This window comes from Rhizobium sp. SSA_523 (assembly GCF_030435705.1).
Taxonomy (GTDB): domain Bacteria; phylum Pseudomonadota; class Alphaproteobacteria; order Rhizobiales; family Rhizobiaceae; genus Neorhizobium.
In genome coordinates this window covers 2,964,838-2,978,989 of the sequence record NZ_CP129382.1, presented here as the reverse complement: position 1 = coordinate 2,978,989, position 14,152 = coordinate 2,964,838, and the positions used below count along the sequence as shown (strand labels likewise).

Sequence of the window (14,152 nt, the reverse complement as noted above, 5' to 3'; positions counted from 1 at the left end):
ATCCCCGGCCCCGGCCGGCGACCTGCTGATCGATCCATTCCCGCGGCACCGATCGTCTGTCCGCTGCTCCCCATGGAGGAGGCATCATGTTGCTTGGCATACTCGCAGGGCTGACCACCTGCGCGCTGTGGGGCCTGACCTTCGTGGCGGCGCGCCTGGTCCACCCGTTCAGCCTGTTCGACATCACCATCGGCCGCTACGCCGTTTTCGGCCTGACCTGTCTCTTGACCATGCTTCATCCCCGGCTGCGGCTGCGGGGCATCGGGGCTTCGCGCATCATCACCGGCATGATGCTCGGGATCATCGGCTATGTCGGCTATTTCGTGCTTGCGTCTCAGGCGGTCATTCTGGCAGGCCCCGTGGTGCCGCCGCTGATCATCGGCATCATGCCGGTCATATTGCCGGCGATCGCCAATCTGATGGAGCAGACGATCGCCTGGCGGAAGCTGCTCCTGCCGCTCGCAATGATCGCCGCAGGCATCGCCGCGGTCAATCTCGACCTGGTCTCCCGGCTGGACCTCGATGGCCAGCGCATGATGCTTGCCGGAGCCGGCTGCGCGGTCGCGGCCCTCCTGGTCTGGGTCCTCTACGGCATCATCAATGCCAGGATCATGCGGGCGAGCCAGCCGCCCAGCGCCATGGACTGGACCAATCTTCACGGCATGGGCGCGCTCCTCGGGGCCATAGCGCTCCTGCCGATGGCCTCCGACACCTATGCGACGGTTCCGCAGGAGATCCTGCTGCGCTTCCTGCTATGGGCCGTGGTGCTGGGAATGGCCGCCTCCTGGCTTGCCACCTGGTGCTGGAGCGTGGCCTCCCAGCGCCTGCCGCTCGCCCTGACGGCCCAGTTGATCGTGGCTGAGACCATATTCGGCCTCATCTTCGGCCTGTGCCTCGACGGTCGCTTTCCAACCCCTGTGGAGGGAGCCGGCGCAGCCCTGCAGATTGCCGGTGTCTCTCTCGCCGTTCATGCCTTCACCCGGCCGCGGGCGACCGGCGCCGCACCAAGCGCCGGCTGATTCACCTGCCGCCGGCCAATGGCCGTGGGCGCGCCGGGATCAGGACAGCAAGGTCAGCGTTAGGGGATGCGTCGGATCGGCAAGCCCGTCGATCACGTTGAAATGGTGGCGGTCCGGCTCGACATAGGCGCCGGTCTCCGCGCCAAGCCCCAGCCAGAGGCTGGCCATCAGGGCGTTCTGCCGGATGAATTCGGCGCGCTCATTGCCGCCAACCCAGCAGAAGAGACGTGTTCCGTCCGACGGCCTCATCAGGACCGGGCTTTCGGCTGCCGCCTCCTCATCGTTAAGCCGCAGCTTGGCATTGAGCCCGGTCTGGACGAGCGGCCGCAGGTCATGCACGCCGGAAATGGAGACGACCGTGCGCACGCGCTCCCGCACGGCAGGTGCAAGCGGTGTCTGGGATGCGACCATGCGCGTCACCAGGTGGCCGCCGGCCGAATGCCCCGTCAGATGAATGGGCCCGTCGATTTCGCCGGCCGCATCGGTGATCGCTGCGGCGATCTCCTGCACGATCTCGCCAATGCGCGCCTGCGGGGCCAAGGTATAGCTCGGCATGGCCACCGCAAAACCATGGTGGAGGCTGCCCTGCGCCAGATGCGACCAATAGGATTTGTCGAGCGCCTGCCAATAGCCGCCATGCACGAAAACCACGAGACCCTTCGGCATGCCATCGGGCAGGAACAGGTCGAAGCGATTGCGCGGCTTGTCGCCATAGGACAAATCGATCCGGCAGCGCCCTTCCACCGCGAGACGATCGCGCAGCGCTCTGGCAGGCTCGACCCAGGCATCCGGCCAGGCCTCGCCCCGCGGAATATTGGCGCCATTGGTATAGGCGTCGTTCCAATCGGTAATCCGGTAAAACAGCATGATCGTTCCTGCCTCAGCGTCTTGTCGTCATGGGATCGGATAGTCGAGCCCTTCAGAGCACCGTCCGCACCCGCCACAGTTCCGGAAAGAGCTCCACCTCCAGCATTTTCTTCAGATAATGCGTGCCGGACGTGCCGCCTGTCCCCCGCTTGAAGCCGATCACCCGCTCCACGGTCGTGACATGGTTGAAACGCCAGCGGCGGAAATAATCCTCGAAATCGACCAGCTTTTCCGCCAGCTCGTAAAGGTCCCAATAGCGCCCGGGATCGGCATAGACGGTTCGCCAGGCTTCCAGGATCGTTTCGCTTTCGCCGCGCTTGTCGCGCCAGGATTGCCGCTCGCCATCCGCTCCTATGTCGAACCCATTGCGCCCGAGCAGCAGGATCGCCTCGTCATAGAGGCTCGGCTTTGCCAGGATGGCTTCCAGATGCTGCATCAGATCCGGTCTGTGGCTGTGCGGGCCGAGCATGGCGAGGTTACGATTGCCGGCCAGAAACTCGATAGCGCGGTACTGGTAGGACTGAAAGCCGGAGGACTGGCCGAGCGCATTGCGAAATTCGGTATATTCGCTCGGCGTCATTGTGCGCAGCACGTCCCAGGCGCCGTTCAGCTGCTCGAAAATGCGCGCGACGCGGCTCAGCATCTTGAAGGCCGGTTGCGGCGCATCGCGCCGGATCGCCGCGATGGCGGAGGTGATCTCGTGGATGGCGAGCTTCATCCACAGCTCCGACGTCTGGTGCTGGATGATGAACAGCATTTCGTCATGCGCCGTAGAGAGCGGTTTCTGCGCTGACAGAATGGGATCGAGCTGCAGATAGTCGGTATAGGACATGCGCTCGCGGAAGGACATTTCGGCGCCTTCCTCCGTCGGATCATAGGGCTTGGCTGTCACGTCACGAGCGCCTTCTTCTTGAACTGCGGTTGATCCCAGAGCCGGTTTTTCACGATGTCGGACAGAATGTCCACGGCGGCCAGGACATCCTCTTTGCCGATATAGAGCGGCGTGAACCCGAAACGGATCGCGTTGGGTGCCCTGAAATCGCCAATCACGCCGCGGGCGATCAGGGCCTGCATGATGGCATAGCCTTCGTCATGCAGGAAGGAGACCTGGCTTCCGCGGCGAGCACCTTCGCGGGGCGAGCCCAGGACGAGATCCTTGCAGCGCCCTTCCACCTCGGCAATGAAGAGATCACACAGGGCGATCGATTGCCTCCGGATTTCGCCAAGGTCAACGCCCTCCCAGGCGTCGAGGGCAGCATCGAGAGCGGCGAGGGCGAGGATCGGCGGCGTTCCGACCCGCATGCGGTCGATCCCCTGTCCGGGCCGGTAGCTCTGGTCGAAGGCGAAGGGCTGCTCATGGCCCAGCCAGCCCGACAAAGCGGGACGCGCACGATCGGCCCATTGCGGCGAAACATAGATGAAAGCCGGCGCGCCGGGGCCGCCGTTCAGGTATTTATAGGTGCAGCCGACGGCGAAATCCGCATCGGCCCCTGAGAGATCGACCGGAATGGCACCCGCGGAATGGGCGAGATCCCACACCGTCAGCGCGCCCATGGCATGCGCCTTTGCGGTCAGCGCCTTCATATCATGCAGACGGCCCGTTCGGTAATCCACTTCCGTCAGCAAAGTTGCGGCAACACGCTCGTCTATGGCGGCCTCCACATCCTCCGGCGCCACGACCTTCAGCTCGTAGTCGCGGTCGAGGGTGCGGATGAGGCCTTCGGCCATATAGAGATCGGACGGGAAATTGCCGCTGTCGGAGAGGATGACCCGGCGGGAGGCATCCCGCTCATGGACGATGTCGAGCGCCGAGGCAAGCGCCTGATAGACCTTGATCGACAATGTATCGCCCATCACGACATGTCCTTCGGGCGCGCCGATCAGGCGGCCGATCCGGTCGCCGATGCGCCGCGGCAGGCTCATCCAGCCGGCTTCGTTCCAGCCGCGAATCAGCATGGTGCCCCATTCATCGGCCATCATGCCGGCGACCCGTTGGCTTGCCGCTTTCGGCAAGGGGCCGAGCGAATTGCCATCCAGATAGATGATTCCGTCCGGCAAATGGAACAGTGAACGCGTCGTTGTGAAATCCGTCATCGGCAGAACCCCTCGCAAACTCGCTCTTACATCCGTCCCGACGGAAGGGCGGCTTGAACATCCTGCCCGTACAATATCAAGCTTATTTGAGGTTTAAACTAGATTCTCGCCCGTTCCTCATGTTTGCGGCCCCTCTCGTGGGCCGGTTCAGAGATTTGCCGGATGCGACATTTGCGCTGCGAGCGGGCCGCGGGCGGGAATCGCTTGAAGATTCATTCCGATAGGGCCACAGGCTTCATCTTCTTGCTGAGATAGGCGGAGCCCGAAAGGGCGAAGCGCCATGGCCGGTCGATGGCCTTGCTGATCCCGATGCGCGGCCCGGTGACGATCAAGCTGGCCTCTGTCGCCGGCCGGAGCACGAAAGGCGGCCCCACAAGAGCCGATCCGTCATGCGAGGCATTGATCGCCAAAGCCGCGGCCAGTCGTCCAGGGCCGGCGCACAGGCGGCGTGGATCCTCAAGACCCCGCCGCTCCTTCATGATGTGCAGCCCCGTCCGCGGCTCGATCGCGCGGATCAGCACCGCACTGCCGGGCCTGCAGACGAAATTCACGCACCAGTGAATGCCATAGGAGCGATACACATACACATGGGCAGGCGGGCCGAACATGGTGCGGTTGCGCGGCGTCGGGCCGCGAAAGCTGTGCGATGCCGGATCGTCGGGCTCATAGGCCTCCGTCTCGACGATCAGCCCGCCGACGCCGGCGACGCTGAACTCGGCACCGATGAGATCATGTGCGACCGCTACGGCGCTGCGGTCGAAAAAGGCGAGAAGATGCGAGGGTGGCGCGGTTGTCGTGACCATGCCCATTATCTTGTCCATTGAAAGCTGTCCGGCAAGGCCACTCCATCCGGAATGCAAGCAGCCTCCACCGCCTCGCCCTGGCCAGGCGTCCTTGTGCGCGGCGCCCGCCCTTCCGAGACTTGCCAGCACGAAGCGAAGCCACTACTTCAGGACCATGGCTGCACGCGACCGATATTCCCGAAAACTCGAATGCCCTCAATGCGGACACTCAGGCTTTGCCGAGGTTTCCGAGGACGACGACCCGCGCCGCAAGGATCCGGGCTTTCAGATCGACGAGATGCCGAGGGGGTTTTTCACCGAATTTGCCTCGCGTGACCCGCGCAAATACATGCTGCATTGCCAGTGCGGCCACAAATTCCGGTTCGAACGTAGAAGCGTCTACGCACCGGGCGGCGAGCCGCGGCGCTAGCCTCCAGGCCGCGCGTTCAGAGCGAAACGGCCTTGTCTCAGCTTTTCTTCAGCCGCAACTGGGTTGTCACGATGGTCTTGCCGGATTTCGGATCCTTGTCGATCGTGCTGATCTGCAAACCGTTCTCACCAACCTTGCGGATTTCCATGATCGCCTTGCGGTCACCATAGACCTGGTTGGCCCAGGTGACGTCGAAGCTGATCGTATCACCGCGCCGCGAACCGACCAGCCTGGACGGCTTGCCGGACACGCCGACATAGGTGCCGGAATAGCGCGTGCCTTTGGCAGTCACATTGGCATTGAAGCCGCGCGAAATGACCACCAGCGCCCGGCACGAGCCATCCATGCTGAAGCGGGAGGCATTGGCCTTCGATTGCATATTGCAGGTGACATTGACCTTCTGGCCACCCAACTCGCGCAGCACGAGCCCTCCCCCCGTCCATCGCCCTTCAATGGATTTGAGAAACTGCTCTTCCGAAGCGAAAGCGGATGACGCTGAAAGCGAGGACAGTCCGAGGATAGCAGCAACAAGCAGTTTCATGGCGGCGGCTCCAGTGTTCGATCAGACAAAACCCTGCTCGACCGCTTTTCGTTCCGCTGCCGAACTGGGTCCTCGCGCGGGGGTGTTTGCACAGCAGGATCCGTTCCTGAACGAGCACCTCTGGTCATTGCGACCATACCGGGAACATGGATCGGCTGTCTGGCCTCCTTAAGCCGAGCATGTCCGCTTTCTTCAAGGGATTTGGATGGCATCCTGGTGCAGAACGGCGCGAGCCTGACCGGTTGTCTCGAGCGGGCGGAGGCCATCGACCTGGAGACCGATTTCGAGAAGATGATGAACCAATTCCGTTTCCAGAAGTTCTCTCCTCAGCCCGGGCGACCCGATGCCCGGGCCTGAAATGGAGACTTCATGAAAACCGTAATTCTTTCTGCCTTTGCAGCCGCCCTCGCCACGTCCTCGGCCTTTGCCCAGACCGCAACCCAGACTCCAGCGCCCGCAGGATCTGCAACAACGGGAGCCGCGACTGCTCAAACGTCTCCGGCATCCTCCGGCGGGATGATGATGGGTGATACAGCATCCGTCGCGCTCAAATTCGTTGAGCTTTCCAAAGCAGACGTTATGGCTTCCAAACTGGAAGACCTGGATGTTTACAACAACCAGAATGAGAACATCGGTGAAATCGAAGACCTGGTGATCAAGGACGGCAAGACGATCAGCGGCGTCGTCGTGAGCGTGGGAGGCTTTCTCGACATTGGCGACCGCTATGTTCTCCTCGACCCCTCCAGCATCGTGTTGAACATGCAGAACGATACGTTGCGCGCCTTCGTCAACACATCCAAGGATGAGCTCACGAACGCTCCGGCGTTCTCCTATGACGAGCGCGACTAATCTTTTTTGACAGCCTCGGCGGCGCCCATGTGGGCGGCGCACGAGGGTTTGTCGCCAATGCGGCCCAAAAGCGCCGGAAGACGCCATTGTCTCAGCCTTGCCGGCGTTGATCCTTGCGAGCCCGCTCTTGATGCGCGAGCTTCGTGACTTTCGGTACGGATTATGGTGGGAAATTTGGTGGAGCTAAGCGGGATCGAACCGCTGACCTCTTGCATGCCATGCAAGCGCTCTCCCAGCTGAGCTATAGCCCCATCAGGGTACCGGGCAGTTTCCGGTTCCGGGAACCCTTTCGAAAGCACCGCTTCCGTCGGGGTGGCGGCTTAATACGTCCGGTCGTTTCGGAGTGCAAGCCTAAAAATGCCAGGCCCGGTGTTTTTTTCATCCGGGCCTGTGAAGGGGTGCGAAATCAGACTTCGTCTTCGTCGCCGCCGACACCGATAATGCCGGATACGTCGTCGTCATCATCATCCTCGTCCGCTTCGAGGAAGGTATCGTCATCATCGCCGTCGATTTCGACATCGTCATCGCCGATATCCGGAATATCGTCGCCGCTGGCGGAATCATCGCCTTCTTCCAGCGATACGAGTTCCACATCCGGGTTCTCGGTATCGACTTCCGCGACCTCCTCTTCCTCGGCCTGTTCCATCTTCATCTGGGCCGTGTTCTCCTCGAAGAAGGAAAGCGGCCAGGACTTGCCGGTATAAGGAGACACAACCGGGTCCCGGTTGAGGTCGTAAAACTTCTTGCCCGTATCCGGGTCGGTGCGCTTGGTACCAAGTTCCGCTTTTGCCACTGTCGATGCCCCGTGCAAATGGCCGATTGTCTCGGCGGTGCCGCGTGCGCGGCGCTACAAAAGAATTAGCCGGTCCCCTTAATCCTTGTCCAAAGGCATGTCAAAGGCAAACTTGGCCGGGAAAGCCCAGCATTTCCAGAGCTTCCGGTCGGTGACCTCGCGCCTTTCCTGTGTTAGTAGCGTCGCGACGCATGATGAAGGGCCCGTCAAACTTGTCACTGTCGCACCAGCAGAAGCCGGAAAAGCAAAGCGTCGAGGCGTCTCGCACCGTCTTTGCGCCCGTTTTGCCGCTGCCTGGCGAGCTTCTTGCCGTCACCGCGCTCCTTCTCACCACCTTGACGAGCAGCCCCAGCCGATTGCGTGGCGTCCCGCGTTCTGCCGAGGTCGCGGCCACTCTTGCCGCCCTGGCGGCGCTGGGGGCGAATGTCGCGGAAGAGGGCGACGAGCTTGTGATCCGCGGCCTTGGCAGCGGTGTGCTGCTCCAGCCTCAGGGTCCGATCGATGTGTCGGGCGCGCCTGTCGCCGCGGCACTCCTGATCGGGCTTGTCTCCTCCCATTGCCTGCCGGTGACCTTTCTTGGCGAGGCGCTGGAAAGGCGGGCACAGCCGTTTCTGCCCATCGGTCTCCAAGTGACCATGTCCGAGGAGGCGGCGCTCAGCCTTTGCGGGCCACGGGCCGCTCCACCCTTGACCTGGCAGGTCCCCGTCGCGGATCCGCTCGAGGTGACGGCCATTCTGCTCTCCGCCCTGAACACCAGCGGGATCACGCGCATCGTTCTCGATCCCGCCACGCCGCCTTCCGGCTTCACCACGATGTTCGACGCCTTCGGCCTCACCTGCGAGGCGGGTATGGACGCGTCCGGCCGGCCGATGCTCATTCTGGACGGGCGGCAAGTCGCGAAACCCTGCCGGATCGGATTTGAGGATAGGCGCTCCTAGCGGACATCGGCTGGGAAGACCGTGCAGGCATGTCGAGCAGGATGCGTATTTTTCAGGACGAAGGAATGATTTTATGAGCTTCATCATCGCCATCGACGGACCTGCCGCGGCGGGCAAAGGAACACTTTCGCGTAAAATCGCGGAAGCTTACGGCTTCCAGCATCTCGATTCCGGACTGACCTACCGTGCGACCGCCAAGGCGCTTCTCGATGCCGGCCTGCCGCTGGATGACGAGGCCGTGGCGACAAGGATCGCCCTGGCGGTGGATCTTGGCGGCCTCGACCGAACGGCTCTCGCAAAGCACCAGATCGGCGAGGCCGCATCCAGGATCGCCGTCATGCCTTCGGTGCGGCGGGCGCTTGTCGAGGCCCAACGCGGTTTCTCCAGGCGCGAGCCGGGCGTGGTGATCGACGGCCGCGATATCGGCACCGTGGTCTGCCCCGATGCACCGGTGAAACTCTACGTCACGGCTTCGCCGGAGGTGCGCGCCAGGCGGCGCTATGACGAGATCGTCGCCGGCGGCGCCGCGGCCGATTATCCAGCCATTTTCGAGGATGTGCAGAAACGCGATGCGCGGGACATGGGACGAGCCGACAGCCCGCTGAAACCGGCCAGCGATGCGCACTTGCTTGATACATCGGAAATGAGTATAGAGGCCGCATTTCGAGCGGCAAAGACCATCATCGATGCTGCCTTGAACAGGAATTGACGATCCGTCGGCAGGCCCGGCAGGTCGCGGTCGAAATAAAAGCTTAAAGACCTGGTCCCCGCGCCGGATTGCCCTCGAAGTGTGTAGGGCGGACTTGTTCTTTGGGTATGAACAACACCAACCCCCGGCGCATCGCGTGCCCCGCTCGGGCACGATCAGGAGATTTCATGTCAGTAGCAAACCCCACGCGGGAGGATTTCGCAGCCCTCCTCGAAGAATCCTTCGCCTCCAACGATCTTGCCGAAGGCTATGTTGCCAAGGGTACGGTCACGGCGATCGAGAAGGACGTTGCCGTTATCGACGTCGGCCTCAAGGTTGAAGGTCGCGTACCGCTGAAGGAATTCGGCGCCAAGGGCAAGGACGGCTCGCTCAAGGTCGGCGACGAAGTTGAAGTGTATGTCGAGCGCATCGAGAATGCTCTCGGCGAAGCCGTTCTGTCGCGCGAGAAGGCTCGCCGCGAAGAAAGCTGGATCAAGCTGGAAGCCAAGTTTGAAGCTGGCGAGCGCGTTGAAGGCGTCATCTTCAACCAGGTCAAGGGTGGCTTCACGGTCGACCTCGACGGCGCCGTTGCCTTCCTGCCGCGTTCGCAGGTCGACATTCGTCCGATCCGCGACGTGACCCCGCTGATGCACAACCCGCAGCCCTTCGAAATCCTCAAGATGGACAAGCGTCGCGGCAACATCGTGGTCTCGCGCCGTACGGTTCTCGAAGAGTCGCGCGCCGAGCAGCGGTCCGAAATCGTGCAGAACCTCGAAGAAGGCCAGGTTGTTGACGGCGTCGTCAAGAACATCACCGATTACGGTGCGTTCGTCGACCTCGGCGGCATTGACGGCCTGCTGCACGTCACCGACATGGCATGGCGCCGCGTGAACCATCCGTCGGAAATCCTGAACATCGGCCAGCAGGTCAAGGTTCAGATCATCCGCATCAACCAGGAAACCCATCGTATCTCGCTCGGCATGAAGCAGCTCGAGTCCGATCCGTGGGATGGCATCTCCGCCAAGTATCCGGTTGGCAAGAAGATCTCCGGTACCGTCACGAACATCACCGACTACGGCGCGTTCGTTGAGCTGGAGCCGGGCATCGAAGGCCTCATCCACATTTCCGAAATGTCCTGGACGAAGAAGAACGTTCATCCCGGCAAGATCCTGTCCACGAGCCAGGAAGTTGACGTGGTGGTTCTCGAAGTCGATCCGTCCAAGCGCCGTATCTCGCTTGGCCTGAAGCAGACGCTTGAAAACCCGTGGCAGGCCTTTGCCTTCAGCCATCCGGCTGGCACGGAAGTGGAAGGCGAAGTCAAGAACAAGACCGAATTCGGCCTGTTCATCGGCCTCGAAGGCGATGTCGACGGCATGGTTCACCTGTCCGACCTGGACTGGAACCGTCCGGGCGAGCAGGTCATCGAAGAATTCAACAAGGGCGACGTTGTTCGCGCTGTTGTTCTCGATGTGGACGTCGAAAAGGAGCGTATTTCGCTCGGCATCAAGCAGCTCGGCCGCGATTCCGTCGGTGAAGCTGCCCAGTCCGGCGAATTGCGCAAGAATGCCGTCGTCTCCTGCGAAGTCATCGGCGTCAACGATGGTGGCATCGAGGTGAAGCTCGTCAACCACGAGGACATCACCTCCTTCATCCGCCGCGGCGACCTGTCGCGCGACCGTGACGAACAGCGTCCGGAGCGTTTCTCGGTCGGCCAGGTGGTTGATGCCCGCGTCGTCAACTTCTCCAAGAAGGACCGCAAGGTCATGCTGTCGATCAAGGCTCTCGAGATCGCAGAAGAGAAGGAAGCTGTCGCTCAGTTCGGTTCGTCCGATAGCGGCGCGTCGCTCGGCGATATTCTCGGCGCAGCCCTCAAGGGCCGCAGCAACGACTGATTGTCGCTGCCGTCATGCATAATGAAACCCGTCGGGCCTTGCCCGGCGGGTTTTTCGTATCATCGCTTGCCTCAGCAGATCGAGATCGCCGCAGCCGGCGTGCCCGGCTTCACCAGGCGGCAAGCCTGCGGTAGAAATCCTCGGCTTTGCCCGCAGGCCTTCCCGCGCCTGCCATGACCGGGACCTTGGGATCGGCAGCAGATGGGGATGCGGTCTCAAGCTCCGCCGTTGCGGATGAAGCCTCGTGAGCCTCGTCCATGCGATCATCGCCCGCGTCACCCTCCGCCGCCTCCTGTCGCCCCTGCCCGCCTTCCTGGCCGCGGCCACGCTTCTTGCGTCCCGATTGCCCATCCTCATCTACCGAATCGACGGCCGGAACGAGCGGATGCTCCTTCATGCGGGTCGCCGAACCGACCGGATATGGGATGAAGGGCGGCACAAAAGCGGCGTTGGACGCCGGGGCGGAAACGGAACGTCCCGCCGCCACGCCGAGACTATGCTCCTGCGCCAGCGCCCGGCCGGCAGCCGCTCGCTCATCAGCCGCTGCCGGTCCGGCAATGGCCGCTGTCGTCATGGCATCGGCCTGGTCCACCTGCTGCAGCGCAGCCTGGACCATCTGCCCGCCGGCAGCCGCGCTTGGCGGGCTTGGCGGACTTGGCGGACTTGGCGCGCTTGGCTGAGCCGCATCCGGTCTGCCGATCAGGTTCGGCAAGAGGGTCGCGATAGCCTCTGGCTTTGCCTCGGCGCCTGGCAAAGCAGTCTCGCTTGCGACAAAGGACAAGGCATTGCCAAGGCTGTCACCGGCAAAAATGGCCGCGAAACGGTGCGACGCAGATGGCGCCAGCGTCTCCGCGGCAGATGCGCCGGACAGTCTTGCCGCCGCGGCGGCCAAGTCCCTGCCCGAGGTGCGGCCGATCGTGGGCTCCAGGGTTTCCGCACCTGCCGTTCCAGGAATGGATGTGGGCCTCTGAGATTGCTGCGAGCCCTGGCGGGCAAGCGAGGGTCCATCATAAGTGTCCTCATCCTGCGCGGCGATCGGCCGAAAGCGCATTCCATCTGCAGCGGCTTTTGCAGCTAGCGCGCCCCTGCCGGCGGCATGATCCAGCCGGCCGGGCTCATTCGCGGGCTCATGCGAGGCCTGGATCAGCATGCGCGGATGGGATGAGGCGGCAAGGGCCGAACTGTCCTGGATCGAAGCGGCCAAGGCCTGCGCTCGACCTCCAACCTCAGGACGTGGGGGAGTCTCCCCCTCCTGCGAGGTGGGAGGGAGATCTTGGGTGGCCGATGCCTTAGATGTTAGCGCCGCTCGCGGGCCGGAGGCTCTGCCACCACCGTCCAGCTGCGCCACGGCAGCCCGTCCGCCCTCCGCCAGAGATCCCGACCGAGGTTTTTCGCCGGCTAATGTCGGCGCGCCGGCACCACCGGCCAGGGCTGCGAGGGTCGATCCGTCATTCTGCCGGTAGGAGGTGACGACCAGTCGCGCCATCGGATCCCGCTCGGCAGCGGCATCCATTTCCAGCTGCAGGGAGAGCCGTGTCGCCTCGGCGCCAAACGGGTTCTTGAGAACCTCCACAAGCAGCCGCAGCGTCACGCCCTTGATCATCTGCATGAGAAGCCGCTGCACCGCCACCCGTTCGGCGGGCGGCAGAGCGCTGATCGTCTCGGCAAGGCGATCCGCATAATCGGTGAGGGTCTCGCCGTCATGGCGCGGCAGTTTCAGGACGCGGCCCACCGCCTCGGCAACCGAGGAGAGGCCTTGCGCCAGTTGCAGCTGACCCGAGAGCGAGAGGACGTCGCGCCGGTCACTGGCCATGGCAGCGGAGGCGGAAAGGGAGCGGTTGGCTGTGTCATCGCCTGGCGCGCCGAGCTGGACGCGACTGGCCCGCGCCAGGTCATTCGGCTGGCTGAACTGGCCGAAGGCAATATCCGATAAGGCTGCGACAGGCGGCAACATGGCGATGCTCCACACAGTGTCGGTTGATGGGACAGACCGGCTCGGGGCGGAGTTTCAGGGCGACCGTCTCGTGCGTCGCTGCCGCAGCGCCTCATGGCGTTACTATGCCGTTGTCTGACGAGTATCTTCGTCAAACGTAAAGTTTTAATTAACTTGAGTATGAAGTACCCGCTATGCGAGATCCGCCCTTTTTCGCCGCTCGTGTGCCGCGAGCAGCGCATAGATGCCGGCATCGTCGCTCTCCACATGCAGCCGGGCGCCCTCGCCAGCCAGCGCCCGATCGCCCGGTGTCTGTCCCTCTGCCGAATCGCCCTTAGCGAGGGCTTCCTGTGCAGCACCCTCTGCCTGGCTCCTCGCCTCCTCCAGCAAAGACGCGCCGTCCTGGGGTCCAGCCGGCTTGCCGCGATCCTGCCCGGCATCGCCATCTTGATCCGCGCCCGATGATGACGGTGCGGAGGCGCCTTCAGCCATCGCGGCAAGTATCGCCAGCCTGTCATTCCGACCGGCGGCAGACCCGCCATCATCCCTGCCACCATCCTTGCCATCATCCGGCGATTTGCCGGGCTTCTTAAGTGCGGCCTGGAGATCCTGCAGTTTCTCGAGCTTGGCTTCAGCCTCTTTGGCTTCGATATCTTCTGCCCGCTCCGCACGGGTCTCTTCATCTTCGACGCGGTCCGGATCATAGGGCTTGTCGACGAGCGTCAGTTCCGCGAGGCTTTTCGGATCAGCCACATCACTAAGCCGCTGCAGAACCTTGCCGCGCTCCGCCGCTGTGGTCTTGCCATCACCGTATAATTTCTCAATGGCCTCCCCCAGAGCGACCGATGCGTCGCTGTAGGGATTTTTGATGGCCGCGATGATCGTGTTAAAACTGACGCCGAGCCCCCTGAGGTTGAGGCTCTTCTCCAGATCAACCGTGGAGGTAAGCTGATACAGCGCGGTCTCGATGGCCCGGCCGTAGGCAAAACCCGCCATGCCCTCCTTTCGCTCCACGCCGAGTTCCTTGCCGAACTTGTCATAGAGCTGGTTCTTCAGTTCGTTGACATCCACTCGCGCCATCGAAAACAGTGCGCCGCTGATCTTGCCCTGCGACCGCCTGCTTTCGTCTGCGGCATGCATCTTCGCCTTGAGGAGCGGATCGGTGGTCTGTCCGGTCCGCTTCTCCTCTTCCTGCTGCTTCGTCTGGTCGATCTCGTCCAGCATCGACTGCATGGCGTCGAGCGCTGCCTGCCCGAGAGATTGCATCACCGGCGTAATCATGGGACCCCCAAACACCTTCGAATGACGCCGAACGGTAAACCGCGT

General features: G+C 62.7%; 15 protein-coding genes and 1 tRNA gene. 7 read left to right on the top strand and 9 right to left on the bottom strand.

Going from position 1 to position 14,152, the window contains the following annotated elements; translation table 11 throughout:
• Positions 1-86 precede the first annotated feature (86 nt).
• Positions 87-1,019, top strand: a complete 933-nt coding sequence (locus tag QTJ18_RS22390) for a DMT family transporter (protein WP_252753622.1) — start codon at positions 87-89, stop codon at positions 1,017-1,019.
• Positions 1,020-1,058: 39 nt separating this feature from the next.
• Here the strand turns inward: QTJ18_RS22390 and QTJ18_RS22385 are convergent, their stop codons facing one another.
• The 4 genes from QTJ18_RS22385 to QTJ18_RS22370 form a co-directional block, all read right to left on the bottom strand.
• Positions 1,059-1,886, bottom strand: a complete 828-nt coding sequence (locus tag QTJ18_RS22385) for an alpha/beta hydrolase (RefSeq protein ID WP_252753623.1) — start codon at positions 1,884-1,886, stop codon at positions 1,059-1,061.
• 52 nt (positions 1,887-1,938) lie between these two features.
• Complete coding sequence (gene kynA, locus QTJ18_RS22380; RefSeq protein WP_252753624.1) at positions 1,939-2,778, bottom strand: tryptophan 2,3-dioxygenase; 840 nt, start codon at positions 2,776-2,778, stop codon at positions 1,939-1,941.
• A complete protein-coding gene (gene kynU / locus QTJ18_RS22375; protein WP_252753625.1) occupies positions 2,775-3,980 on the bottom strand; it encodes a kynureninase in 1,206 nt (401 codons plus the stop codon). Before kynU ends, kynA begins: the two co-directional genes overlap by 4 nt.
• 212 nt (positions 3,981-4,192) lie before the next feature.
• Complete coding sequence (locus QTJ18_RS22370; RefSeq protein ID WP_252753626.1) at positions 4,193-4,801, bottom strand: DNA-3-methyladenine glycosylase; 609 nt, start codon at positions 4,799-4,801, stop codon at positions 4,193-4,195.
• A gap of 136 nt (positions 4,802-4,937) precedes the next feature.
• On the opposite strand from QTJ18_RS22370, the gene QTJ18_RS22365 reads away from it, so the two are divergent.
• Positions 4,938-5,192, top strand: coding sequence for a hypothetical protein (locus tag QTJ18_RS22365; RefSeq protein ID WP_252753627.1), 255 nt, complete (start codon positions 4,938-4,940; stop codon positions 5,190-5,192).
• A 37-nt stretch (positions 5,193-5,229) separates the two neighbouring features.
• On the opposite strand, the gene QTJ18_RS22360 is transcribed toward QTJ18_RS22365, so the two are convergent.
• Entirely contained in the window at positions 5,230-5,733 is a 504-nt protein-coding gene (locus QTJ18_RS22360; RefSeq protein WP_252753628.1) for a hypothetical protein, read from the bottom strand.
• Between the two features lie 201 nt (positions 5,734-5,934).
• Here QTJ18_RS22360 and QTJ18_RS22355 point away from each other — a divergent pair, with 201 nt between their 5' ends.
• Positions 5,935-6,090 carry a hypothetical protein gene (locus QTJ18_RS22355; protein WP_301557796.1) on the top strand — a complete coding sequence of 52 codons (156 nt, stop codon included), beginning with the start codon at positions 5,935-5,937 and terminating at the stop codon, positions 6,088-6,090.
• 12 nt (positions 6,091-6,102) lie between these two features.
• Complete coding sequence (locus QTJ18_RS22350; protein ID WP_252753630.1) at positions 6,103-6,582, top strand: PRC-barrel domain-containing protein; 480 nt, start codon at positions 6,103-6,105, stop codon at positions 6,580-6,582.
• Positions 6,583-6,757: 175 nt separating this feature from the next.
• On the opposite strand, the gene QTJ18_RS22345 is transcribed toward QTJ18_RS22350, so the two are convergent.
• Together QTJ18_RS22345 and QTJ18_RS22340 are read right to left on the bottom strand one after the other, a co-directional pair.
• Positions 6,758-6,833, bottom strand: a tRNA-Ala gene (locus QTJ18_RS22345).
• Between the two features lie 155 nt (positions 6,834-6,988).
• Positions 6,989-7,375, bottom strand: a complete 387-nt coding sequence (locus QTJ18_RS22340) for a TIGR02300 family protein (protein WP_252753631.1) — start codon at positions 7,373-7,375, stop codon at positions 6,989-6,991.
• A 212-nt stretch (positions 7,376-7,587) separates the two neighbouring features.
• Between QTJ18_RS22340 and QTJ18_RS22335 the strand changes: the two genes are divergently transcribed.
• The 3 genes from QTJ18_RS22335 (at position 7,588) to rpsA (ending at position 10,893) form a co-directional block, all read left to right on the top strand.
• Positions 7,588-8,313, top strand: a complete 726-nt coding sequence (locus QTJ18_RS22335) for a hypothetical protein (RefSeq protein ID WP_252753632.1) — start codon at positions 7,588-7,590, stop codon at positions 8,311-8,313.
• Positions 8,314-8,386: 73 nt separating this feature from the next.
• Positions 8,387-9,022, top strand: a complete 636-nt coding sequence (cmk, locus tag QTJ18_RS22330) for a (d)CMP kinase (protein WP_252753633.1) — start codon at positions 8,387-8,389, stop codon at positions 9,020-9,022.
• A 167-nt stretch (positions 9,023-9,189) separates the two neighbouring features.
• The gene (gene rpsA / locus QTJ18_RS22325; RefSeq protein WP_252753634.1) at positions 9,190-10,893 is read left to right on the top strand and encodes a 30S ribosomal protein S1; all 1,704 of its coding nucleotides are present in this window, start codon (positions 9,190-9,192) and stop codon (positions 10,891-10,893) included.
• A gap of 109 nt (positions 10,894-11,002) precedes the next feature.
• Here the strand turns inward: rpsA and QTJ18_RS22320 are convergent, their stop codons facing one another.
• Positions 11,003-12,847 carry a hypothetical protein gene (locus QTJ18_RS22320; protein ID WP_252753635.1) on the bottom strand — a complete coding sequence of 615 codons (1,845 nt, stop codon included), beginning with the start codon at positions 12,845-12,847 and terminating at the stop codon, positions 11,003-11,005.
• Between the two features lie 171 nt (positions 12,848-13,018).
• A complete protein-coding gene (locus QTJ18_RS22315; RefSeq protein ID WP_252753636.1) occupies positions 13,019-14,107 on the bottom strand; it encodes a hypothetical protein in 1,089 nt (362 codons plus the stop codon).
• Between the last annotated feature and the right edge of the window lie 45 nt (positions 14,108-14,152).

Bases quoted from the DNA above. Each gene is read 5' to 3' on its own strand.
- QTJ18_RS22390 (WP_252753622.1), top strand. From the start codon at position 87: ATGTTGCTTGGCATACTCGCAGGGCTGACCACCTGCGCGCTGTGGGGC.
- QTJ18_RS22385 (WP_252753623.1), bottom strand. From the start codon at position 1,886: ATGCTGTTTTACCGGATTACCGATTGGAACGACGCCTATACCAATGGC.
- kynU (WP_252753625.1), bottom strand. From the start codon at position 3,980: ATGACGGATTTCACAACGACGCGTTCACTGTTCCATTTGCCGGACGGA.
- QTJ18_RS22370 (WP_252753626.1), bottom strand. From the start codon at position 4,801: ATGGACAAGATAATGGGCATGGTCACGACAACCGCGCCACCCTCGCAT.
- QTJ18_RS22365 (WP_252753627.1), top strand. From the start codon at position 4,938: ATGGCTGCACGCGACCGATATTCCCGAAAACTCGAATGCCCTCAATGC.
- QTJ18_RS22360 (WP_252753628.1), bottom strand. From the start codon at position 5,733: ATGAAACTGCTTGTTGCTGCTATCCTCGGACTGTCCTCGCTTTCAGCG.
- QTJ18_RS22350 (WP_252753630.1), top strand. From the start codon at position 6,103: ATGAAAACCGTAATTCTTTCTGCCTTTGCAGCCGCCCTCGCCACGTCC.
- cmk (WP_252753633.1), top strand. From the start codon at position 8,387: ATGAGCTTCATCATCGCCATCGACGGACCTGCCGCGGCGGGCAAAGGA.
- rpsA (WP_252753634.1), top strand. From the start codon at position 9,190: ATGTCAGTAGCAAACCCCACGCGGGAGGATTTCGCAGCCCTCCTCGAA.
- QTJ18_RS22320 (WP_252753635.1), bottom strand. From the start codon at position 12,847: ATGTTGCCGCCTGTCGCAGCCTTATCGGATATTGCCTTCGGCCAGTTC.
- QTJ18_RS22315 (WP_252753636.1), bottom strand. From the start codon at position 14,107: ATGATTACGCCGGTGATGCAATCTCTCGGGCAGGCAGCGCTCGACGCC.